Source organism: Asticcacaulis sp. AC402, from assembly GCF_000495835.1.
In the GTDB taxonomy this organism is placed as follows: Bacteria; Pseudomonadota; Alphaproteobacteria; order Caulobacterales; family Caulobacteraceae; genus Asticcacaulis.
In genome coordinates this window covers 37,413-59,305 of record NZ_AWGC01000013.1, presented here as the reverse complement: position 1 = coordinate 59,305, position 21,893 = coordinate 37,413, and the positions used below count along the sequence as shown (strand labels likewise).

General features: G+C 59.9%; 17 protein-coding genes. 11 read left to right on the top strand and 6 right to left on the bottom strand.

The features are described from left to right. Positions 1 to 105: 105 nt before the first annotated feature. The 4 genes from ABAC402_RS27850 to ABAC402_RS27840 all read left to right on the top strand — a co-directional run bounded on the left by ABAC402_RS27850 (position 106) and on the right by ABAC402_RS27840 (position 4,226). Positions 106 to 1,125, top strand: a complete 1,020-nt coding sequence (locus tag ABAC402_RS27850) for a LacI family DNA-binding transcriptional regulator (RefSeq protein WP_235079930.1) — start codon at positions 106 to 108, stop codon at positions 1,123 to 1,125. A gap of 257 nt (positions 1,126 to 1,382) precedes the next feature. Next, positions 1,383 to 2,561 (top strand): serine hydrolase, encoded by a 1,179-nt coding sequence (locus tag ABAC402_RS27845; protein WP_023449001.1) that lies wholly within the window; start codon positions 1,383 to 1,385, stop codon positions 2,559 to 2,561. Then, entirely contained in the window at positions 2,548 to 3,630 is a 1,083-nt protein-coding gene (locus ABAC402_RS39185; RefSeq protein WP_023449000.1) for a sensor histidine kinase, read from the top strand. The genes ABAC402_RS27845 and ABAC402_RS39185 overlap by 14 nt, the downstream gene beginning before the upstream one ends. Then, on the top strand, positions 3,627 to 4,226 hold the full coding sequence (locus ABAC402_RS27840; RefSeq protein ID WP_023448999.1) for a response regulator transcription factor: 600 nt from the start codon (positions 3,627 to 3,629) through the stop codon (positions 4,224 to 4,226). The genes ABAC402_RS39185 and ABAC402_RS27840 overlap by 4 nt, the downstream gene beginning before the upstream one ends. A gap of 258 nt (positions 4,227 to 4,484) precedes the next feature. Here ABAC402_RS27840 and ABAC402_RS27835 read toward each other — a convergent pair whose 3' ends face one another. Beyond that, the gene (locus ABAC402_RS27835) at positions 4,485 to 6,944 is read right to left on the bottom strand and encodes a glucan 1,4-alpha-glucosidase (protein WP_031235402.1); all 2,460 of its coding nucleotides are present in this window, start codon (positions 6,942 to 6,944) and stop codon (positions 4,485 to 4,487) included. A gap of 697 nt (positions 6,945 to 7,641) precedes the next feature. Here ABAC402_RS27835 and ABAC402_RS27830 point away from each other — a divergent pair. The 4 genes from ABAC402_RS27830 to ABAC402_RS27815 all read left to right on the top strand — a co-directional run bounded on the left by ABAC402_RS27830 (position 7,642) and on the right by ABAC402_RS27815 (position 14,629). Further along, on the top strand, positions 7,642 to 8,547 hold the full coding sequence (locus ABAC402_RS27830) for an alpha/beta hydrolase (RefSeq protein WP_162148512.1): 906 nt from the start codon (positions 7,642 to 7,644) through the stop codon (positions 8,545 to 8,547). 81 nt (positions 8,548 to 8,628) lie between these two features. After that, positions 8,629 to 9,648 (top strand): LacI family DNA-binding transcriptional regulator, encoded by a 1,020-nt coding sequence (locus ABAC402_RS27825; RefSeq protein WP_023448996.1) that lies wholly within the window; start codon positions 8,629 to 8,631, stop codon positions 9,646 to 9,648. 602 nt (positions 9,649 to 10,250) lie between these two features. Further along, positions 10,251 to 13,040 (top strand): TonB-dependent receptor, encoded by a 2,790-nt coding sequence (locus ABAC402_RS27820; protein ID WP_023448995.1) that lies wholly within the window; start codon positions 10,251 to 10,253, stop codon positions 13,038 to 13,040. A gap of 83 nt (positions 13,041 to 13,123) precedes the next feature. Next, complete coding sequence (locus tag ABAC402_RS27815; protein ID WP_023448994.1) at positions 13,124 to 14,629, top strand: tryptophan halogenase family protein; 1,506 nt, start codon at positions 13,124 to 13,126, stop codon at positions 14,627 to 14,629. Between the two features lie 335 nt (positions 14,630 to 14,964). Here the strand turns inward: ABAC402_RS27815 and ABAC402_RS27810 are convergent, their stop codons facing one another. Genes ABAC402_RS27810 through ABAC402_RS27800 form a run of 3 tightly spaced genes read right to left on the bottom strand, consistent with a single transcriptional unit; the run spans position 14,965 to position 17,956 of the window. Then, positions 14,965 to 15,816 (bottom strand): alpha/beta hydrolase, encoded by an 852-nt coding sequence (locus ABAC402_RS27810; RefSeq protein WP_023448993.1) that lies wholly within the window; start codon positions 15,814 to 15,816, stop codon positions 14,965 to 14,967. Next, positions 15,813 to 16,577 (bottom strand): DUF1365 domain-containing protein, encoded by a 765-nt coding sequence (locus tag ABAC402_RS27805; protein ID WP_023448992.1) that lies wholly within the window; start codon positions 16,575 to 16,577, stop codon positions 15,813 to 15,815. Before ABAC402_RS27805 ends, ABAC402_RS27810 begins: the two co-directional genes overlap by 4 nt. Next, complete coding sequence (locus ABAC402_RS27800) at positions 16,574 to 17,956, bottom strand: NAD(P)/FAD-dependent oxidoreductase (protein WP_023448991.1); 1,383 nt, start codon at positions 17,954 to 17,956, stop codon at positions 16,574 to 16,576. Before ABAC402_RS27800 ends, ABAC402_RS27805 begins: the two co-directional genes overlap by 4 nt. A gap of 178 nt (positions 17,957 to 18,134) precedes the next feature. Here ABAC402_RS27800 and ABAC402_RS27795 point away from each other — a divergent pair, with 178 nt between their 5' ends. The 3 genes from ABAC402_RS27795 to ABAC402_RS27785 are packed head-to-tail and all read left to right on the top strand — an operon-like array spanning position 18,135 to position 19,837. Further along, complete coding sequence (locus tag ABAC402_RS27795; RefSeq protein ID WP_023448990.1) at positions 18,135 to 18,758, top strand: sigma-70 family RNA polymerase sigma factor; 624 nt, start codon at positions 18,135 to 18,137, stop codon at positions 18,756 to 18,758. Further along, positions 18,755 to 19,414, top strand: a complete 660-nt coding sequence (locus ABAC402_RS27790; RefSeq protein WP_023448989.1) for a ChrR family anti-sigma-E factor — start codon at positions 18,755 to 18,757, stop codon at positions 19,412 to 19,414. The genes ABAC402_RS27795 and ABAC402_RS27790 overlap by 4 nt, the downstream gene beginning before the upstream one ends. Positions 19,415 to 19,417: 3 nt before the next feature. After that, positions 19,418 to 19,837, top strand: coding sequence for a DUF2177 family protein (locus ABAC402_RS27785; RefSeq protein ID WP_023448988.1), 420 nt, complete (start codon positions 19,418 to 19,420; stop codon positions 19,835 to 19,837). On the opposite strand, the gene ABAC402_RS27780 is transcribed toward ABAC402_RS27785, so the two are convergent. Then, positions 19,806 to 20,726, bottom strand: a complete 921-nt coding sequence (locus ABAC402_RS27780) for a hydroxymethylglutaryl-CoA lyase (protein ID WP_023448987.1) — start codon at positions 20,724 to 20,726, stop codon at positions 19,806 to 19,808. The genes ABAC402_RS27785 and ABAC402_RS27780 overlap by 32 nt on opposite strands. Then, positions 20,726 to 21,892, bottom strand: a complete 1,167-nt coding sequence (locus ABAC402_RS27775; protein WP_023448986.1) for an isovaleryl-CoA dehydrogenase — start codon at positions 21,890 to 21,892, stop codon at positions 20,726 to 20,728. The genes ABAC402_RS27780 and ABAC402_RS27775 overlap by 1 nt, the downstream gene beginning before the upstream one ends. Position 21,893: the final 1 nt, after the last annotated feature.

Here is a 21,893-nt window from a genome sequence, read left to right as displayed (position 1 = left end):
GCCCGGCGGTCGCGCGCTTTTATGGAATGGGTCGCTGCCATTATGGGCGACTACTTGTCTAAACCCTGAGGCGGTGTCATGGTCACAAATAACAAAAAGATGCAGATGAGACGCCCTACTTCCATTGATATTGCCGCTCTCGCCGGGGTTTCCCAGGCCACGGTGTCGCGTGCCCTGTCGCGGCCGGCTTCGGTCAGCGAGGGGGTGCGCCAGCGCGTCTTCGATGCGGCAGCCAAGCTGAACTACACGGTCGACATCAATGCCCGCAAGCTGCGGTCGAAGAAGATCAACACCATCGCTGTCCTGGTGTCGGAAGACATCGACCAGGGTGACAATACGATCAATCCTTTTTTCCTGCCGCTGATCGGCCAGATCATGAACTATGCGGGTGACAAGGGTGTTGACGTCCTGATGTCGCTGCAAAAACAGAACGCCAACTGGAGCGCCGATTACGGTTTTTCGCGCCGTGCAGACGGCATCATCTTTCTGGGCTATCGCGATTTTGAGACCTATCTGCAAAAGGTTGAGGCTCTGCGCCAGGTCGGCGAGCCGTGGGTGGTGTTCGGGCCGGTCATGCCAGAAACGCCCAATGTCTTTATCGGATCCGACAATGAAGGCGGCGCCTATACAGCGGTGGCCCACCTGCTGAAGCTGGGCCGCAAGCGCATCGTATTCCTCGGGGAGGCATCGGAGCGTCATTCCGAATTTTTCGAACGCTACAAGGGCTATATGCGCGCCCATACCCAGGCGGGGGTGCGGCCGGACGACAGCCTGGCCATCGATTGTTTCATCTCGCGTGAGGAGGGGGCGGCTGCGATCGACCGGTTCCTGGACGATGGAGTGGCCTTCGATGCTGTGTTTGCCGTGACGGATCTGCTGGCCATCGGCGCGATACAGAGCCTGCAGAAACGCGGACTGAATGTGCCACGGGATGTTTCCGTGATGGGTTTCGACGACCTGTGGGCCTGTACCTGTATCAATCCGGCCCTAAGCACGGTGCGCCAGGATACCAAGACGGCAGCGAAGGTTCTGGTCGATACGTTGGCCGCCCTGATCGATGGCGAGCCCGTCGAGATGACGCGGATACCGACGCAGCTTATTATCCGCGAAAGCTGCGGTGGATAGCGCTCCTTATCCTCCACCGCTTGCGGGGGAGGTGTCGAGCAAGTGAGCCCTCTTTTGGGGCGAAACGCGTCGAGACGGAGGGGGCGTCACAAGCTCCCGGCTCCCCCTCTGTCTCGACTTGCTACGCCTTCGGCTCCGCTCGCTCGCCACGTCTCCCGCAAGCGGTGGAGGATAAGCTGTCAGGCAGTGACATCTGTCACTTCCGGCGGATGGTTTCGTGGCTCACCCTGTCACCACATCATCAAAGGTGACAACCGATGCGCAAATTCTTCTGGGCGGGTCTGGGGATCTTCCTCTGCCTCGCCATCTATCTCCTCTTCCGCCCCCTGATCGTCTGGCCGTTTGGCTGGAACGCCCTGCCAGAAAAGGCGGCATCCGTGCCCGCCGAACCCCACGCGGCGGCCGCCTATCTCAACGAGCAATACGCCACCGGCCGTTATCCCAGCCTGTCGGCCGCCGTCGGCATCGATGGCAAGATCGTATGGTCTCACACCCAGGGCTATGCCGACCTGAAAACCCGGACGCCCGCGACACCGCAAAGCCAGTATCGCATCGGCTCCAGCAGCAAGGCGGTCAACGCCACCCTGGCCGCGATCCTGGTCGCCCAAAACAAGCTCGATCTCGACAAACCCATCACGAGTTACATTGGTTATTTCCCGGACAAGGGCCATCCGATCACGACGCGGCAGCTGTTGTCACATACGGCAGGTATCCGCCATTACGGCATGTGTGTTTGCGCCCCCATCTGGGACTATGAAAACACCCGCCATTTTGACAGTGTCCGCGCTGCGGTCGGCACCTTTTCCGGCTCGCCCCTGCTGTTTGAGCCCGGGGCCGGCTTTTCCTATTCCACCTACGGCACGGTTCTGGCCAGCGGCGTCATGGAAAGCGCCGGCGGCGACACCTATCTCAACCTCGTACAAAAGCATGTCGCCGGCCCGCTGGGCCTGAACGGACTAAAGCCCGACGACCGCACCCTCCCTGAAGACCACCGCGTCCGTTTCTACGAGGTTGAAAACGGCAATTACCGCGACGCCCTGCCCACTGACGATAGCATAAAATGGGCTGGTGGCGGCTTTCTCGCCACGCCGCAGGATCTCGCCAGCCTTGGCGGCGCTTGGATCGGGAATGATCTGGTCCCGCCGGCCGTGCGCGACGCCTTCTGGACACCGCAGACCTTGAAGGACGGCACCGTGAACGTGCAGAACTATGCTCTCGGCTGGCGGGTTGGTGAGATCGAGGTCGATGGCAAGAAAATCCGCGTTGTCCATCACAACGGCACCGCCAAAGGGTCATCCTCCAGTTTCATGCTGTTCCCGGACTATGGTATGGCTGTCTCCGTGATGACCAACAGGGGCACCCAGGGCGGAGATCCGTTCCATGGTTTTGCCCGCGAACTCGGTCTCCTTATGCTGAAGGCCGATGGCGCAGATTAAACGCAGACGATTCTTAGGCCTGGCGCTGGATGGACCGACTATCTGGCTGTCCTACCTGTTGATGTATGTTTGGCCGTGGTTCCTCGAAAAGCCCAGGCACCTGGACTGGCAAGCCTCTCTGGCCGCGTTGCCGGTGTTCCTGATTGCCTATTACGGTTCCTTCGACCTGCGCGGGAGCAAAGCCTGGCCGGGCATCGCCGTCATCGCCGCCATATCCCTGGGGTTGGGGCAACTGACCGCCGCTGCCAGTATCATTATGCTGTTCGCGGTCATGATTGCGGTCCAGAGCCAGCGTGGCCGGCTGCGCTACCTTTGGCTGGGCGGGATGATAGCCGCTACGATCCTGGCGGTCGGCATCGGATGGGTGTCGTGGATCTTTGGCTTCGGCGTCCTCTTTTTCGGCGGGCTGGCCGCGGCCGCAACCGCCGCCAACAGCCTGCTCCAGGACCAGACCGAAGAGCTGATCCGTGCCCGGGCCCAGGCCGAGGCCCTGGCCGTCATGGGTGAGCGCGAGCGTATCTCGCGCGAACTGCACGACATCGTCGGCCATGCCTTTTCGACGGTTGTTCTGAAATCCGACCTTGCGTCACGCGTCATCGATCAGGAACCCGAACGGGCCCGGTCAGAGCTGGAGGCCATCAACGCCGTCGGCCGCGAAGCCTTGCAGGAGATCCGCGCAGCGATCCGTGGTCTGAACCAGTCGACCCTGATCGCTGCTACGGGCCACGTCCGCGCCCTGCTCGAAGCCGCCGACATCGAGCTCTCGATTTCCAACACCGCCGGGCCCCTTCCACCACCGCTGGAGCATGCTGTCACTATGGTCATGCGCGAGGCCGTGACCAATGTCGTCCGCCATGCCCAAGCCACGGCCTGCACCATCGATATCCGGCGCGACCACGCGACTCTTTGCCTTGAAATCCGTGACGATGGCCGTGGCGGTACCATCGTCTTCGGCAACGGCCTGGACGGCATACGCCGCCGTGTCGGCGATCTCGGCGGGACAGTCACCATCGAAGCCGTGCAAGGTGTGACAGTGTCAGCCCGTATTCCGTTGGAGGCGCTCTCATGATCCGTATACTGGTCGTGGAGGATCAGGCCCTGGTCCTGGGCGCGATCGCCAGTCTGCTGGCTTTGGAGAATGACTTCACCGTAGTGGGCACTGCGCCCAACGGTCGTGCCGCGCTGGATATACTGGCCGACTGCCGCCCCGACCTGGTCGTCAGCGATATCGAGATGGCCGACATGGGCGGCATCGACCTGGCCCTGCATCTGCAACGGATGACGCCGGGAACCGCCATGGTCATGGTGACCACCTTTGCCCGTCCGGGCTATCTGCAACGCGCCTTAGCCGCAGGCGTCCGCGGCTACTTGCTCAAGGACACGCCGTCGCGCGAACTGGCGCAGATTATCCGTCGGGTGATGGCGGGGGAAAAGATCATCGACCCGCAACTTGGCGACCTGTCGCAAACGGATGACCCGCTCAATAACCGCGACCGTGAACTTCTGCGGCTGGCCGAGCAGGGCCACAGCAACAAGACCATCGCCCGCATGCTTGACAAGGCGCCAGGCACGATCCGCAACCAGTTGTCGGAGGTCCTGCAGAAGCTGAACGCCGTCAACCGCATCGATGCCTGCCGCATCGCCCGCCAGATGGGATGGCTGTAATACCAACCCGCGAAAATCTTGACTCATCGTGGGTTGGCAAGCGCGCCAGAGAACGTACTTCGGGCGCCCGAGCTTTTGCGAGGAGCCATGGGGGACGCCTAGTCCGGCGTTTGAGCTGAAAAAAAAGCGAATACCAAGCGTCATTCTTTATGAGGCTTGGTATAAGAAAAAAGAAAGCCTCCGGCGCTTGCACTCGCCGGAGGCCCAGTTTGGGTCAAAGGGTTGAGACTTGGAACTTTGACCGATCTTGTAAAAGACTCAGTTCTGCCCGGCGAATCTGGCATAGGCCGAGGGACTGCGGTCCCACACCTGCCGGTCACGCAACGACCGCAGCAGCTTGACATACTCGGCGTGCGACCAGGCCAGCGGCGTGGCGCCATCGGTGCCTTCCCCCAGCACGTAGTTATGTGGCTGATTGCTGCCGATGCCGTCAAAGACCTGCTCGGGGATCATCAGGCCGTCATTGGCGAACAACTCCATGCCCTTGACGTAAACGTGGCGGATGGCATCGACATCAGCCTGCGTGGCACCGCCGGGCTTTTGCGCAGCGACCGCCAGGTCGTAATGACCGCGCTCACCGGTGAAGATTGGCCACACCCGGCCGCGCTGGCTGGGGTGCATTTGTCCGTTTACGGAGTAATTCCCGCCTTCGGTGCGGTCGCCATAGCCGTCGTTGCCGTAGCGCCGGAAGCCGGGCACCGTGACATCAGAGCCTTCGAACCTGAAATCGTAACGAACGCGCAGGTTTTCCGGCAGGCTCTGGTCGTCAATGACGGTCAGGGACTGGACGATGTGCGGATCGTCTGCCTTGCGCACGCCATAGCGCACCAGTTCGATGAAGCCCTGATCGACCATCAGGTCCGAGGGCAGGCCGACGCGGCCGTTGCGCTCGTCCTGGACGCCCGGGTTGTTGGCATCGTCCGAACGCGAAATACGCAAATAATAGCTGGCCGGTTTGTCGGCGCCGCGGACCTTCCCCGAGGTCGTAAACAACCGCTGCTCCAGTTTTTGCGAGTAGTCGGCTGCCTTGGCCGAGAACTCCGCCGCGCCGGCCGTGTCGCCGGCTTCGGTGGCGATATCGGCGGCAGCGGCCAGGCCAGCGATCACCGCGGCGGTGGTTGAGGGCGAATGACCTTCCTGCTCTTCCCAGCGTTCCTGCTGGGCGTAGGGCGGGGTAATGGTGGCGTGGTTCCAGTCCAGCCCGATCGTGCCGCCGCGCGACAGGAACTCCGCCGCCGGCTTCAGCATCGAACTGTAGGACGACAACAGCTCATTTTTCGAGATCAGGTTCAGCTCGGCCAGGCGGGCGCCCAGTAGGATGGGCATGGCGGTCTGGTCGAGCTGGATGCCGACCCATTCCGGCGTGCCGTCGACATGGGCTTTTTGCAGGAACCAGCCGGTCGCGCCGGTATTGCCCGGCGTGTCCTTGGTCACCTGGACAGTCGGAAGGTAGCGATAGGCAGCGACGGGCGTTTCCCGGTCGCCCATGGCGGCCAGGGCCATGGCGACCTGGTAGAAGTCGCGCGGCCATACGCCCTTGTAGCCGGTGGCCGAAACATCGGTATAGACGCTGTCGCCCCACGGATTGCTGAGCGAGGCGATCAAGCCGCCGGCCTTGGTCTTGTCTTCCTGGACTTTCAGCATCAGGGCCGAGGCATACAGAAGCTTGCCCTTGTCCTGGGTCTCCGGCACCAGGCTGCTCAGATCGGACAGGGAGGTGAGATAGTCTTCCCAGCCGACCGCCGCACCGGCGCCATTATAGTTCGCCAGTACCCTGGCGTAGCCGGTTTTAAGCGTTGCCTTCGCCTCGGCCGATGCAGCATCGGGATTGGCGCCAAAACCGACGGCCAGATCGAAGGTCGCGCTGTTCGCAACAGTGGGAAGCTGACCGACCAGGACGATATTGCCGCGCGTGCTGGTCGCCGCGTGCTGGGCGAAGATCTGCTGATGCTCGCTCAGGTCTTTCAGGCCATCGGTGACGCCAGCATAGCCGACATTGAACGCCTTGAATGGCACGCTGGCCTTCAGCGCCAGGGCGACACCACCCTGCCAGGCCGTAAGCGTCGAGGTCGAAGCCCGGCCCTCATCGTCACCCGAAGTGTTGGCGGCCGACGGGTCCAGGATGACAAAGGGCGTAACGGGACCCTTGAGAGCCTTGACCGTCACGCGGGTTACCAGGGTCTGGTGGTCCGGGTCGGTGAAGATATCCTTGATGATGACGAAGCGGCCTTGCTTGTCGGTATTGGTCAGGCGATAGGCTGGCGACAGCGGCCGGCCGTCCTTGTCGGTATGGATATAAGATATCTGTGAGGTGGTGTCGGTCTTTTCAAAGGCTGTCCATCCGTTGCCTGTGACCGCGATTTGCATTTCGCGGATCTGGGCGTGGTGGATCAGGCCGTACATGGTCTCGGTGACGATCCCGTTGGCGAGGGAAAACCACACCTTGGATACCTTGCCAGTGACCGCCTTGTCACTGAACTGAAAATCGGCATAGGCCTCGTAGGCCGTGCCGATACCGGTCTTGGCCGAATAGGACCACGGCGAGGGCATTCCCGGGCCGTCTGTCGCCTTGCCGCCGGCATTCAGGGTCGGATTGTGATTGGGAATGACCTCGTCATCCGCCGCAACCCCTGGCAAAGCAACGCCTGCAGCAATCATCGCCACCGTGCTGACGACAACCGCTCGCCAGGCCGACCGGCTGGAAATCCCTTTAGACATAATCTTCTCCTGCACCCTTTTTTTCGCAGCCTTGCCGGCTGTCAGCTTATTTCGGTCTGATTGGATTGAACTTTAAGCTACCGGTGTTCCCCCGGCGTCTTCATTTTTTGCGACATTATGCAAATTTTGTCGCGGAGTCGCGCTGCATACGTATTCACGGATAAATTTTTTCGCTCAAACAGCAGACCAGGCGGACAACTCGGCGCCTCGCGCAGGCCAGAGCCGCCGTAGCGTGACGAAAAAGTCTATCTCGCGCTGGAAACAACTGTGAAAAACGCTCAAAAAAATCCCCTCGCCCGAAACCGGACAAGGGGAAGTTTGTGTTGAGAAGATACCACTTACAAAGTCTGCACCCTGTAATTGGCGTATCCCGGCTGCGTCACAACAGCCGGAATTTCGGACAGGTACAGTAATCAGCGCTTATGCATCCGAAAACCCTACCTAAAACTTACTGTAAACGTTTACATCCGAGCCCCGAAAGGAAAGAAGCGCCTTCTGTTGGCTTTCACCGGCGCTTCCAAAGGGCAACTTGGATATAAAGCATACAAATCCGTCTCCACATTCGCATGGAATAGTTTGCAATGCAACGTCAAAGAGTCCTGATTCTTAAAATTCCAGACGTGAATACGTATGCAGCTGGACAGCCAAAGCCTTAGCCGCTTTGGTTAATCACCTGATGCGGCTGAGGATAACCACCATGCGAATGACCCTGACGATCAGCACGTTTTTGCTGCTTGCTGCGGGCACCGTCCAGGCCGAGCCGCGTCTCGACCGCCATCCACAGATACCTTCGCAGTACGTCAAATCACGTGACGTCACCGTCTGGGTGCCGGATGCCTGTCAGACCGGCGCTTTGCGGTGTTCGGTGTTGTATATGATGGACGGCCAGAACGTCTTTACGCCTTCGCCCTACAGCGGCGCTGACTGGGGCGTTGCTCAGGCCTTGCCGAAACTGATGGCGCAGGGCCGGGTTCCGCCGACTATTATCGTCGCTGTCAACGCTATCGAAGCGCGGACGCGTGAATACATGCCGCAACGCATCTATGCGCTGATGCCGCCGGCCTATCAGGCGCGCATTCGTGCCTTCGCAGACAATCAGCCGCCTGAGTCCGACAACTTCCTCAAATTCCTGGTCGCCGAGCTGAAACCGTTTATCGACCGGACCTATCCAACCTTGGCTGGCCCGCAAGGCACGGCGATCATGGGGTCGTCGATGGGCGGCCATATCGCCCTTTACGCCCAGGGTGAGTATCCGCAGGTTTTCGGCGCCTCGGCCTCCCTGTCGATGCCATGGCTGATGGCCAGCTGGGCCAGGGATCCGGCCGGGACCGCCGCCGACAGGCTGGTCGTCACCGAAGGCTGGCGGGCTTGGCTCAGGACCACGCAACTTCGGCCCGGCGCCAACCGAATCTACAGTGACCAGGGTACCGTGGGGCTGGACGAAGAATTCACGCCCTATATGGAAAGCGTGACGACCATGTTCCTGAACAATGGCTGGGATGCGGCCGTGTTCCAGAGCCGGGTTTTTTCCGGTACCGAGCACAGCGAGAAGGACTGGCGCAAGCGCATCGACATCCCGCTGGTCTTTGTACTGGCGCGATGAAAGTTTTTCATAAACAGGAAAGCACTTGCTTTTGAAGGGTAAATCAGGCTCCCTCCGGTTATCTGGGTTAGGGTGTGGTGGATGGATCCAATCAAGGGCAAGATCAGGCTGGAAGACCTGGCGCGTATTGCCGGCGTGTCAGTGGCCACGGTGTCGCGCGCCCTCAACGACTCGCCGGCGGTCAACCGCGTCACCAAGCGCCGCGTCTGGAAGATAGCCCGCGACCACAATTACGTTCTTAACCAGGACATGCCGATGTCGATGTCTGGCTCCCAGGCCACGATCGCCATCGTCATTCCGCCGCCGCACGGCCGCGAAGGTCGGTTTTCTGATCCCTTCTATCTCGAAATGATCTCTGGTGTCGGTGAGGCCGCGCGCGATATGGGCTGCGATCTCTTGCTGTCGCACCTGACACCGCGGTCGCAGAACGATCTCGTCACCCTGATGCAGAGTATAAAGGCCGACGGCGTGATTTTCCTTGGCCAGAGTTATCTCCACGACCGCTTCAATCACCTGGCAAACTCGACCAACAAGTTCATCGTCTGGGGCCAGGAGCTGCCGGGCCAGAAGTACTGCACGGTCGGCTCCAACAACCTGCAGGGCGGCACCCGGGCGACGGCGCACTTGGCGCGACTGGGGCGTACGCGCATTGCCTATCTGGGTGAGACAGAAGGCATCGAAATGAAGCTGCGATTCCAGGGCTATCTCAATGTTCTGGCGGAGTCGGGTCTCGACTACGATCCGCGCCTGGTGGTGCCGACCCATTTCGAAATGGCGTCGGCCGAAGCTGCCGTCCTCAACCTGCTGAACAAGGGCATCGCATTCGACGGGCTGTTCGCCTGTTCCGACATTATCGCGTTCGGCGCCATTCGCGGCCTCATGCGGGCGGGGATGAAGGTGCCGCGCGATGTTTCAGTGGTCGGTTATGACAATATCCAGTTGGCCAGCCTGACCCATCCGTCCCTGACCACCATTTCCCAGGACCTGGCGCGCGCCGGCAAGCTGATGGTGTCCAAGTTGATCGGATCGATCTCCAACGACGAAACCCATTCCGAAATTGTCGCCACCGAACTGGTGGTGCGCGAATCCTGCGGCGGCTGACCGCCCTGTTGCGGCGAGGCAACTATAGCGCAATCCGGAAGAATGTGCAGCACCGCACGGGCTGCCGCGTTTCAGGAACAACGGCGCGGCAAAACAAAAACGCATAAGGGGTTTTGGTTTTGAGTCCATCAAAACCCCGCTCTGTAGGTTACTGCGCAGATGTTTCCATGCTGCCGGCGAACCCTCCGATCGGTAGCGCTAACATGAGGCAAAAACCGCTCTGGTAAGCGCTGTCAGTGTCGAAACACGGGCTATTTTGGCCAAGTTTGCATGAATTTGCAATTTTTTACATTTTCTGTCAAAAACTCCGAACCTTTCCTTTTCCCGCAAAGGGCGAGCGAAACTTGCGGTTATCCCGGATAACTGCCGAAAAAAGCCTGCTCCTGCCCCAAAAGCGTCACCTGAAAGTCACAACACTACGATTTGTTTACACAAACGACTGCAAAATTTTGCAAAGCCTTGCAAAAAGGATCGCGGTGTAGTGATAGTCACCCCACGGCGCCGGAAGAGTGCTTTTAAGGGTTGAGATACATGGCGTAACGCCGCGGCATGACAGCTGCCGGCCGCCGATATCGTCGAAACGACACCAGGAGGAAGTTCAAATGAAAGTTTCTAAGGGTCATTCCGGGGCGCTGCGTGCACGCCTTCTGACCTGCGGCGCCGCGGCGGCTATTCTGACCGCCTGCGCCTTCACCGCGCCGGCCATGGCCCAGGACGCGCCCGCTGCCGATGACACGACGACCGTTGTCGTCACCGGCATCCGTCGCGGTATCCAGGACGCCATCTCGGTCAAGAAGCGGTCGTCCCAGATCGTCGAAGCCGTTTCGGCCGAAGACATCGGCAAGCTGCCCGACGCCTCGATCGCCGAATCGATCGCCCGTCTGCCTGGCATTGCCGCTCAGCGCACCAACGGCCGCGCCCAGTCGCTTTCGATCCGTGGCCTTGGTCCCGACTACACGGTCACGACCCTGAACGGCCGTGAACAAGTTTCGACCTCGGACAACCGTTCGGTCGAGTTCGACCAGTATCCGTCGGAACTGATCTCCCAGGTTCTGGTCTATAAGACTCCGAACGCTGGCATGGTCAGCCAGGGTCTGGCCGGAACCGCCGACCTTTTGACCGTTCGTCCGCTGGCCTATGGCCGCCAGGCCGCCGCTATCAATCTGCGCGGTGAACTGAACAGCGAAGAGGCCGCCATCGGCGGCATGTCGAATAGCGGCAACCGCTTCTCGGCCATGTATATCGACCAGTTTATGGACGGCAAGGTCGGCCTGGCCCTGGGCTTCGCCCACACCGATTCGCCCTATCAGGTCCAGAAGAAGGAACCCTGGGGTGACGGCGGCTATCCGACCTGCGGTGCGCCGCCCTGTCTGCCGGCTGATGCGAACAAGCTGATCCTCGGTGGCGAAAAGGACGGTATTATCTCGTCCAACCTGACGCGTGACGGCTTTATGGGTGTTCTGGAATTCAAGCCGAACGACCAACTGCACATCACCATCGACGCCTACCACTCCGACTTCCGTGAATTGCAAAAGATCGCCCGTCTGGAATACCCGCTGCGCTGGAGCGGTGCGACTCTGCAGCCCGGCTATACGGCCGGCAACAATTTCATCACGAAGGGTGTCTTCACCGGCGTCAAGGCCGTGGTCGAAAACTATACCAATGAGCGTGAAGCCAAGCTCGACTCGGTGGGTTTCAATGTCGACTACGAACTTAACGACAAGTGGACCCTGGTGGCCGATGTGGCCATGTCCAAGGTCGTGCGTGATGACCTGATTCTGGAATCGACCGCTGGTACCGGCCCCTCGGGTTCGGGTGCCACCGACACCATCACCTTTAGCACGCCGGATAACTATGGCCTGTCGACACTCAAGGGCGTGATCGACTATTCCAACTTCGACACCATCTTCCTGACCGACCCGGGTGGGTGGGGTGGCCCGGCCAACCGTGCTGGTTACGTCAAGGCGCCGCATATCGAAGACGAACTGACGACCATCAAGGCCGCGGCCACACGCCGCTTCGATGACGGTTTCTTCTCCTCGGTGTCGTTCGGCGCTAACCAGACGAACCGCACCAAGGACAAGAAGGGCGTCGAAGGCTTTATCTCCCTGAAGACCGGCCCGGCTGTCGTCGTGCCGACTAAGTATCGCATGGGCGTAACCGACGCTGCCTTCCTTGGCGGAGTCTCGGGCATGATCTCCTATGACGGTCTGGCCATGTGGAAGGACGGCTTCTTCAACTTCACCCAGGATGTCAGCCAGGACGCGGTCAAGAAGACGTGGAACGTCGACGAAACCGTTACCACCCTCTTCGTCAAGGCCGACATTGACAGCGAACTGTTCGGCGTGCCCCTGACCGGCAATATCGGTCTGATGCATCAAAAGGCGGAACAGACTTCGACCTCGGCTTTCACCGATGGCACCGCCACGGGAACGAAAATACGTTCAGAAAGCGCAGAATATGATGACCTTCTGCCGTCCGTCTCGCTCAACTTCGCGGTTGCCGAAGACATGACACTGCGTATCGGCGCCGGCACCACACTCGTCCGTCCGCGGATGGATGATATGGCCGCGGGCATCGGCTACGGCCCGGTCTCTGACAGTGCCCAACCGGTTATCTTCAACGGTCAGCAATACTACTGGTCGGGCGGCGGCGGTAACCCCGGTCTGAAGCCTTGGAAGGCCAACGCGTTCGACATGTCGCTGGAAAAATATTTCGGCCGTAAGGGATACGTCTCGGCCGCGATCTTCCACAAGGACCTGACCTCTTACATCTTCAACCAGACCATCCTGCGCGACTACTCGGGCGTGCCGCTGACAAACTCCAACTGCTTCAACAACACCGTGTTTGTCTGTACCCAGGCCAATACCAAGCGGACTGGCACTGTCTCGGTGATGCAAAACGGTTCAGGCGGTTGGATCAAGGGTATCGAACTGAGTGCTTCGATCCCGGGTGAAATGATCTGGGATGCGCTCGACGGTTTCGGGCTCGTCATGTCGGCCGCTTCCAACGACAGCGAAATCAACCCGTCGGGTACCAACCCTATCCAACTGCCGGGTCTGTCGGAAAAGGTTATCAACACCACCGTCTACTACGAAAACCACGGTTTCTCGGCCCGGATCTCCAACCGCTACCGCGGCGAGTTCCTCGGCGAAGTGCCGGACTACACCAACAGCCTGCAAAGCCGTTATGTGGCAGAAGAGTCGCTCATCGACGCCCAGGTCAGCTACGAGTTCCAGGACGGCACCTTACAGGGTCTGACCCTGTCGTTCTCGGGCACCAACCTGACCAACGAGCCGTTCGTCCTGTACACCCAGGGCAACCCGGCTAACATCATGCGCCATGAAATCTATGGCTCGACCTACCTGTTCGGCGTGAACTACAAGTTCTAAGCCAGTCCGGTACGGAAAACGACACCTGCCGGTTTTGCGACCGGCAGGTGTTTTTTATGGGCGAAATCGGCTAAGAGCGAGCAATGAGCGAACATCTGATCAAGAACGTTGTTGTCCTGGGTGGCGGCACCGCCGGTTGGCTGAGTGCCGCCATGCTGGCCAAGACCTGGGGCCGGTCGATCAAAATTACCGTCGTCGAATCCGACGACATCGGCACGGTCGGGGTGGGCGAAGCCACCATTCCGCCCCTGACCAAGCTGCTGATTTATCTGGGAATCGACGAGAACCAGTTCCTGTCGCGGGTCCAGGGTACCTTCAAGCTGGGGATCGAGTTCGTCGACTGGTACGAAAAGGGTCAGAGCTATATGCATGCCTTTGGCGCGCCGGGTCAGGCGCTGGGCATATTGCCATTTTACCAGTACTGGCTGGCCCAACGCTTGCGTGGTCACGATATCAATTTGTGGGACTTCAGTCTCAACACCCTGGCGGCCCGGCAAAACCGCTTCGCCCGCATCAAACAGGTGCCCAACACGTCGATGGAGGGCATCGACTACGCCTTCCAATTCGATGCCGGACTGATGGCCCAGTTCATGCGTATCGGCTGCGAGAATTCTGGCGTCAGGCGCATCGAGGGCAAGGTCGCGGGCGCCAATTTGCGCAGTTCCGACGGCTTTATCGAATCACTCACTCTGGAAAACGGCCAGGTTGTCGAAGGCGAAATGTTCATCGACTGTTCGGGTTTTCGTGGCGTGCTGATTGAGGACGCGATGAAGGCGGGGTACGTTAACTGGCAGCACTGGTTACCGTGTGACAGAGCCGCCGCCATGCCGACGACGTCCTACGGACCGCTTAAACCCTACACCCGGGCGCGCGCCCATGGCTGCGGCTGGCAATGGCGCATCCCGCTTCAGCACCGTACCGGAAACGGCCATGTCTTCTGCAGCACCTTCCTGAGTGAAGACGATGCGGTCAAAACCCTGCGCGACCATGTCGACGGAGAACCTCTGGCCGAGCCGCGGATACTGAAGTTCGTCACTGGCCGCCGCAAGAACTCCTGGGTCAAGAACTGCGTCGCCCTGGGTCTGGCGTCGGGCTTTATGGAACCTCTGGAATCGACCAGCATTCATCTCGTGCAGTCGGGCATGACACGTTTCTTGCGGCTGTTCCCCGACAAGCGGTTCAATCCGTTGGAAATCGCCGAATACAACCGTCAGACCGCGCATGAATACGAACTGATCCGCGATTTTCTGGTCCTGCATTACAAGTCGACAAAACGCAACGACACGCCGTTCTGGGACTATTGCCGGACGATGGATATTCCCGACACCCTGGCACACAAGATCGACTATTTCCGCTTGCATGGTCGCTTGCTGATCGAGGACGAGGACCTGTTCAAGGAAACCAACTGGGCTCAGGTGCTGATCGGCCAGGGGGTTATGCCGGGTGCTTCGGCGCCGTTAACCGCTACGATCAGCGAGGACGACCTGACGGATTTCATGAAGAATCTGAGGATCATCTTGGATCGGACCGTGTCTGGCATTCCAGACCATGCGGCGTTTGTGAAGCAGAATTGCCCGGCGGTGGTTTAGGCGTTGACGTGCCCGTGGGGGCAGGCATAGCAATAAGGGGTGTCCACAGATAGGCCAGTTAAACAAGATGGATAGCGCAAAACGTGCATAACCGTCCCGTGGCCTTGTGTCTTTCGACGAGCTTCGCTCGTCAGCCCGCCCGCCCGCCGATTTCAGCCCAGAGGGTGTTGAATGACGCTTGGTGTTCGCATTTTCTTCAGCTCAAACGCCGCATGGCTCCTCGCAAAAGCTCGGGCGCGCCGTCGCGCTTGCCAAACCGCGATGAGTCAATGTCATCGAGGATTGGTATTATCTGTGGATCACACTTTGCTGTCGAAACCGCAGGCGCAGATCACTTAAAGTGCACGCGCCAGAAACGCCTTCGTATCGGTAAACAGCGTGTCCTTGTTGCGGAACGGCACGGCATAGACTGCGGCTGTGTCCTGATGACTGAGGCCGTCATACAGCTTCAAGGTCACATCGGTTCCGGCTTCGCGCAGCTTCTTCTCCAGATTGACGGCATTGTGTAGGCCCACCACGGTATCGGCGCGGCTTTGCAACAGCAGAAACTTCGTCGCCAGCTTGCGGGCGTAGGTTATCGGCTGGGTTTCTTCCGGCGTCGGCCAATAGCTAAAGGTATCAATGGAAGCCGGCACGTCGAAAGGATAAAAGTCATACGGTCCGGCAATGCCGACGCAGGCCTTGAGCGTCCCCTGCGGCAAGTAACGCGGATCCAGCGCCATCATCACCGCGGCATAGCCGCCGGCCGACTGGCCGATTGTCCCCAGCCGTGTCGGGTCACCGCCATAGTCCGCCGCATGCGCCAGAACGTGCTTAACCGCCGCGGCATTGTCTTCCAGGAAGGCAGGATACAAAACCTGTGGCACCAGACGATAGTCCGCAATGGCGACGACAAAGCCCATAGACGCCAGGGCGTGGCCCATCCAGGCATAGTCGTTCTTTGAACCGCTGTTCCAGCCGCCGCCATAGAAGAAGACCAGCATTGGCAAACCGGTCTTGCCAAACGGAGCGTAGATATCGTAGCGCTGGCGCGGATCGTCGCCAAAGGCAATGTCGTGCGCTACCTTGCGGACGCCACTGTCCTTGGGCGTAAAACGGTTGAACAGACTGAGCGTATTGCAGCCAGCCAACAGACTACCCAGGCTGCCAAGGCTCAGTGCGAAGAAACTGCGTTTGGTCAAGGTCATCTCTGGACACTTATGCTGGAGCGCGCCGTCGGCGGTTTGGGCTTCAATGTGATGCCCTTCAGTGCAATCAGCAACGCCTCCCAATGGATTCCCACAACCACCTTCAGCGTCATCAGCGGCATGGCCAGGAACAGCTGCAGCAGATTGCGGTCGCTCAAGCTTTGACGTTTCGCCGTGAAGCCGGCAAAAAGCATGTCGCGGTCGCCCTGGCGCAGGTGAATGCTCAAGGCAAACCTTTCCTCCGGCGCGTTCAGGTCGAAGTCATAGGTCATGTCCTTGCTGTCCATAAAGGGCGATACGTGCAGGCGCTTGTCACTGTGCTGGCGAATATGCCGCGCATCGTCATGGACCGGCAGCACATAGGAATGGCGGTCGCCGAAGGTATTGTTGACCTCATAGATAACGGCCGTAACGCGCTCTTCGCGCACGACGAAGTAAAGGCTGATCGGATTGAAAACAAACCCCAGAACCCGCGGCATCGCCATCAAGAAGAGCCTGTCATCGGTCTGATACAGGCCGCGTTCTGACAACATGGTCCGCATGCGGACATTCAGCGGAGCACTGCGACTTTCCGCCTGGTCCGGGCCATGGTCGCGATCGTAAAAGCCGAACAGATTGAAGCGATTGCGCGACATTAGCCGCGGTAAATCGTGCAGCCGGTCGAGGTCGAGCAGCACTTGAAAAATGTGATAGCTGAGGCGGTGGCGTTTCGGCGCAAAGCGTTGGTGCACGACCTCGCCGGCATAAAGGCTGGACTTCATTCGGCGGCCTCCCGGACCTCCGGCGCCGCCCAGGGATTATAGCCGATGCGGCTCTTGCTCCAGTCAAAGTCCCAAGGGCGCCTGATGCCGGTCATGGCCTCTGCCACGGCCAGGCCCGATTGCAGGCCGTCTTCGTGAAAGCCCGATCCGAAATAGGCACCGCAGAACCAGGTGCGGTTGACCCCTTGCAGCGCGGGCAACTCAGCCTGCGCCGCCATGGCCTGGGCATTGAACAGCGGATGTTCGAATTCGACGCGTTTGATGACCTGGGCAGGATCGACGCTATGGGTCGGGTTCAGCGTCACGAAGTAGTTGCGTTCACTTTTCAGAACCTGCAGCAGGTTCATCCAGTAGGTGACGCACAACTGCTGTTCGTTGCCGGCATCGCGCTCGCCGCGATAGTTCCAGGCCGACCATGCACCCTTGCGGTTAGGCATGAAACCGGGATCGGTGTGGAGCACGACTTCGTTCTTTGTATAGGGAAAGGCGCCAAGAACCCGCGCTTCCTCGCTGTTGGCGTCGCTCAAAATCTTCAGTGTGACATCAGCATGGGTTGCGAAGATCACATCATCAAAGGCATGGGCGGTGCCGTGGACATCGGTCAGAACGACGCCTTGCCCGCCGCGCCGGGCGGCGACGATCGCGCTGTTCGTGCGTATACAGTCGCGAAAGGGCGCGATCAGCTTTTTTAGATAGGCCTGGGCACCGCCAACAACGCTGCGCCAAAGTATGCGATCAGCGATCTTGAGCAAACCATGGTTTTCGAAAAAGGCGATGAAGGCTCGGAAGGGATAGTCCATAATCTGGCGCGCCGAAGTCGACCAGATAGCGGCCGCCTGGGGAAGAAGGTGGTCATCGATAAAGGCGCGGCCGTAGTTGCGGTCGCGCAGATAGTCGCCCAGCCGATAGCCTTCCAGCTTCAACGCCGCCAGGTCTCTCGGCGCTTCGCGGTAAAAGCGGACGATGTCGAGCAGCAGGCTCAAAAAGCGCGGGCGGAACAGGTTGCGGCGTTGCGCGAAGAGCCCCTTTAGACCGATGGAGCCGTACTCCAGCGCTCCGGCGTCGACACTGACACCAAACGACATGTCGGTCAGTTGATGCTCGACGTCGATATGTTTGAACAGGGCGACCAGGTTGGGGTAGCAGTTTTCGTTGAACACGATGAAACCCATGTCGATCCACAGGGGCTCGGATGCGCTGCCGACATTGACCGAATGGCTGTGGCCACCGGGTTCATCGCCACTTTCGAAAACCGTCACATCGCAGTGCGGATGAAGGTGCCAAGCAGCGGAAAGGCCGGCAATACCCGATCCGACCACAGCGACTCGGCGGCTGGCCGGGTGGCGGCGGGCGGAGGTGCTGTCGATCAAATCATGCATGGTTGGTTAGTCCGGGTTAACGATTGCAAAAAAAGCTTACGCGGGGGCGGGTCAGGCGGATCACTGGCAGGCGGGCAAATAATTCGCAGACGCAATGATCCACGCGATTGCAGCCGCCGTACACTAGGCATAATTCCGGCTGAATGTCCTCAATGGCCGGACAGGTTTTTAAACGAAAATGCGCCTTGATAGTACCTACAACCTTGTTACGCTGGTGGCCATGAATGACGACGGTCCAGGCCCGGTGGTGCAGACTCCCGAAACGCTGGTTATGCGGATAGCGCAGTCGCGTGACCGGCAAGCCTATGCCCAGCTTTTCGCACGGTTTGCGCCCAAGCTGAAAGCTTTTGTCATGGGCCAGGGCATGACACCGCAGGAAGCCGAGGACCTTGCTCAGGATGTGATGTTGAAAGTTTGGCGCAAAGCCGAGATGTTCGACCCGACCAAGGCAACAGCCGTGACCTGGATCTATTCAATTGCCCGCAATCTGCGCATCGATGCCGCCCGCAAGGCCAAGCGTGTGCGCGAGTTGCCAGAGGACCTGTGGCAATCCGAACCGCCACGTCCTGCCGATGTGGTGCTAAGCGACAGCCAGTCAGCGCGCAGCCTCTCCGGCATGCTGGAGATACTGCCGCCAGAGCAAAAGACTATCCTACGCATGTCATTCTATGAAGATTTGTCGCACGGCGATATCGCCAAGGCGCTGGCCCTGCCGCTCGGCACTGTCAAGTCGCGCCTGCGCCTGGCCATGACGCGGCTGAAGACCGCTATGTCCGCGACCTTACCCGGAGACCCAGTATGAGTACCCCTAATCACCATCCCGACGAAGACCTGCTGTGGGACTATCATCGTGGCGCGTTGGCGCCCGGAATGGCCCTGGCTGTTCGCACCCACGCCGAGGCCTGTGTGCATTGCCGCGGTGACCTGGCGCTGTTCGACCAGATCGGCGGCGCGATGATGAGCGTACTGGAGGGGGTGGCGGTGTCAGACAATGCCCTCGACCTTGCCCTGGCGCGGATCGAACGTCCGGAGTCGGAGGAGGTGCCGCCGGCCGGCCGCCGGCCCGCCTTCCTGGAGGGTTTCGACCTGCCGGAATCGTTAAAGGCGGTGGTGATCAAAGACCGTTACTGGGCAGCACCTGGGGTTTGGATGGCACCCATCATACTGGACGGCGCGCCCAAGGGTTCTAAGACCTATCTGATGTCGGTCCGGTCGGGCCTGCAAATGCCGGAACACAACCACCGCGGTCGCGAAATCACCGTCATGCTGCATGGTCGGTATCGCGACCACAAGGGGGCCTACTGCGCCGGAGATTTTGCCTTGTGCGACGATGACGACATCTGCCATTCGCCGGCGATGGAAGGCGATGACGACTGCCTGTGTCTGGTGGTACAAGAGGCGCCGATTGTACCAAAGAGCGTTATTGCCTGGCTGCTTCAGCCTTTTGCAGGGATATAGCCGATGCTTCGCATTCTTTTGGCCTATGGGATCGCCGCGCTGGTCATGCTGGCGCTGGACGTCGTCTGGCTGACGACCATGGTGGGAATGCTGTACGCTCCGATCATGGGTGACCTCATGCGCCCCAAGCCCGACATGGTCGCCGCGGTCGCTTTTTATGTGCTCTACATATTTGGCCTGGTATGGCTGGTGATCCGCCCGGCGCTGGTTCACGGTGTACGCTGGGGTTCGGTGGCCATGGCCTCCGGCCTGTTTGGTCTGGTGGCCTACGGCACCTACGATCTGACAGCTCAGGCGGTCATTGTTGGCTGGTCGTGGAAGCTGACGGTTATCGACATGATCTGGGGGACGTTTCTGACCATGACCACCGGTTTGTGTACGGTGTTCCTGCTCAAGGTAATGGGTCAGGCGAAATCGGCCTGAGTGCCTGCGCCACTTTCGACCGGGGCGGACGGACCAGAACATCCGAAATAAACCAGGCAGCGTCGATAACCCGGTTGAGGTCGACGCCCGTGTCAATGCCCAGGCCGTTCAGCATATACACGACATCCTCCGTAGCGACATTACCGCTGGCGCCCGGCGCATAGGGACACCCACCCAGCCCGCCAACCGAGGAATCAATCGTCGCAATCCCATAGTCCAGAGAGGTCAGAATATTGGCCAGGGCCTGACCGTAGGTGTCGTGAAAATGGACCGCCAGATGGTTGCGCGAAACACGACGAACGACAGCGTCCAGAAGCCGTTCGACATCGGCCGGCGTGCCGACCCCAATCGTGTCGCCCAGGCTGACCTCATAGCAACCCATTGCCAGTAGCTTTTCGGCGACATCGCCGACGGCAACCGGTTCAATCGCACCTTCATAGGGGCAGCCAACGACGCAGGAGACATAGCCGCGAACCTTGACGCCATCCTGGCGGGCTTGTTGGCATACCGGCACGAACCGGTCCAGGCTCTCGGCTACGGAGCAGTTGATATTTTTCTGGCTGAAGGTTTCCGACGCCGCGCCGAAAATGGCAACGACCTCGGCCCCGGCAGAGCGGGCAGCCTCGTAGCCCTTAAGATTGGGTGTCAGAACGGGATATTGCACGGATCGGGTGATGCCGGCCATGACCTCGGCGGCGTCGCCCATCTGGGGTACCCATTTCGGCGACACGAAACTGGCCGCCTCGATAAATTCCAGCCCGGTTTGGGACAGGCGGTCGATCAGGGCGATCTTGTCTGCTGTCGACACCATCGCTGTCTCCGCCTGAAGCCCGTCGCGCGGGCCGACTTCGTAGAGGGTGACGCGTTCGGGTCTCCCAATAGAACGCATCACCGGGTTTCCTGGAAAAGCTCACGGCCGATCAGCATACGGCGGATTTCCGAGGTGCCGGCACCGATCTCGTACAGTTTGGCGTCGCGCCACAGCCGGCCGACCGGGTAATCGTTGGTATAGCCGTTGCCACCCAGGCACTGGATGGCCTCACCGGCCATCCAGGTAGCTTTTTCGGCGGCGTAGAGAATGCAGCCGGCAGCGTCCTTGCGTGTGGTCTCGCCGCGGTCGCAGGCCTGGGCCACCGCATAGACATAGGCGCGGCAGGCGGCCCAGGTCGAATACATGTCGGCGATCTTGCCTTGCATCAGCTGGAAGTTTCCGATCGGCTGGCCGAACTGCTCGCGGTCGTGGATATAAGGAATCACGGTATCGAGACATGCGCGCATAATCCCCAGAGGCCCGCCTGACAATACAACACGCTCGTAGTCGAGGCCTGACATCAGGACCGATGCGCCGCGACCTTCCGTACCCAGAATATTCTCATACGGCACTTCGCAATCCGCGAAGACCAACTCGCCGGTATGCGAGCCGCGCATGCCCAGCTTGTCGAGTTTCTGCGCCACCGAGAAGCCGGTGAATCCCTTCTCGATCAAGAAGGCGGTTATGCCTTTCGAGCCGGCATCCATGTCGGTCTTGGCATAAACGACCAGGACATCGGCATCGGGGCCGTTGGTGATCCACATCTTGGAACCGTTCAGGATGTAGCGGTCGTTCTTGCGCTCGGCCCGCAGGCGCATTGACACCACGTCCGAGCCGGCGCCGGTTTCCGACATAGCCAGAGCGCCGACATGATCACCGGAGATCAGTTTCGGCAAGTACCTGGCCTTCTGCTGCGGCGAGCCGTTGCGGTTGATCTGGTTGACGCAGAGATTGGAGTGGGCGCCATACGACAAACCGATACTGGCGGAGGCGCGGGAAATCTCCTCAAGAGCGATGACGTGGGCCAGGTAGCCCATGCCAGCACCGCCGTATTCCTCCGAAACGGTCAGGCCCATAACACCCATTTCGCCCATGGCCTTCCACAGGTGCATGGGGAATTGATCATCGCGGTCAGTGGCGTCGGCCAGGGGCGCGATCTCGACCTCGGCAAAGCGGCGCACGCCTTCACGCAGGGCGTCGATGTCATCGCCGTGGCCGAATTGCAGGTGGGGGAAGTGACTCATG

What these genes read in the sequence shown, in the direction of transcription:
- ABAC402_RS27850 (WP_235079930.1), top strand. Translation starts at nt 106, where the DNA reads ATGAGACGCCCTACTTCCATTGATATTGCCGCTCTCGCCGGGGTTTCC.
- ABAC402_RS27845 (WP_023449001.1), top strand. Translation starts at nt 1,383, where the DNA reads ATGCGCAAATTCTTCTGGGCGGGTCTGGGGATCTTCCTCTGCCTCGCC.
- ABAC402_RS39185 (WP_023449000.1), top strand. Translation starts at nt 2,548, where the DNA reads ATGGCGCAGATTAAACGCAGACGATTCTTAGGCCTGGCGCTGGATGGA.
- ABAC402_RS27840 (WP_023448999.1), top strand. Translation starts at nt 3,627, where the DNA reads ATGATCCGTATACTGGTCGTGGAGGATCAGGCCCTGGTCCTGGGCGCG.
- ABAC402_RS27835 (WP_031235402.1), bottom strand. Translation starts at nt 6,944, where the DNA reads ATGTCTAAAGGGATTTCCAGCCGGTCGGCCTGGCGAGCGGTTGTCGTC.
- ABAC402_RS27830 (WP_162148512.1), top strand. Translation starts at nt 7,642, where the DNA reads ATGCGAATGACCCTGACGATCAGCACGTTTTTGCTGCTTGCTGCGGGC.
- ABAC402_RS27825 (WP_023448996.1), top strand. Translation starts at nt 8,629, where the DNA reads ATGGATCCAATCAAGGGCAAGATCAGGCTGGAAGACCTGGCGCGTATT.
- ABAC402_RS27820 (WP_023448995.1), top strand. Translation starts at nt 10,251, where the DNA reads ATGAAAGTTTCTAAGGGTCATTCCGGGGCGCTGCGTGCACGCCTTCTG.
- ABAC402_RS27815 (WP_023448994.1), top strand. Translation starts at nt 13,124, where the DNA reads ATGAGCGAACATCTGATCAAGAACGTTGTTGTCCTGGGTGGCGGCACC.
- ABAC402_RS27810 (WP_023448993.1), bottom strand. Translation starts at nt 15,816, where the DNA reads ATGACCTTGACCAAACGCAGTTTCTTCGCACTGAGCCTTGGCAGCCTG.
- ABAC402_RS27805 (WP_023448992.1), bottom strand. Translation starts at nt 16,577, where the DNA reads ATGAAGTCCAGCCTTTATGCCGGCGAGGTCGTGCACCAACGCTTTGCG.
- ABAC402_RS27800 (WP_023448991.1), bottom strand. Translation starts at nt 17,956, where the DNA reads ATGCATGATTTGATCGACAGCACCTCCGCCCGCCGCCACCCGGCCAGC.
- ABAC402_RS27795 (WP_023448990.1), top strand. Translation starts at nt 18,135, where the DNA reads ATGCGCCTTGATAGTACCTACAACCTTGTTACGCTGGTGGCCATGAAT.
- ABAC402_RS27790 (WP_023448989.1), top strand. Translation starts at nt 18,755, where the DNA reads ATGAGTACCCCTAATCACCATCCCGACGAAGACCTGCTGTGGGACTAT.
- ABAC402_RS27785 (WP_023448988.1), top strand. Translation starts at nt 19,418, where the DNA reads ATGCTTCGCATTCTTTTGGCCTATGGGATCGCCGCGCTGGTCATGCTG.
- ABAC402_RS27780 (WP_023448987.1), bottom strand. Translation starts at nt 20,726, where the DNA reads ATGCGTTCTATTGGGAGACCCGAACGCGTCACCCTCTACGAAGTCGGC.
- ABAC402_RS27775 (WP_023448986.1), bottom strand. Translation starts at nt 21,892, where the DNA reads ATGAGTCACTTCCCCCACCTGCAATTCGGCCACGGCGATGACATCGAC.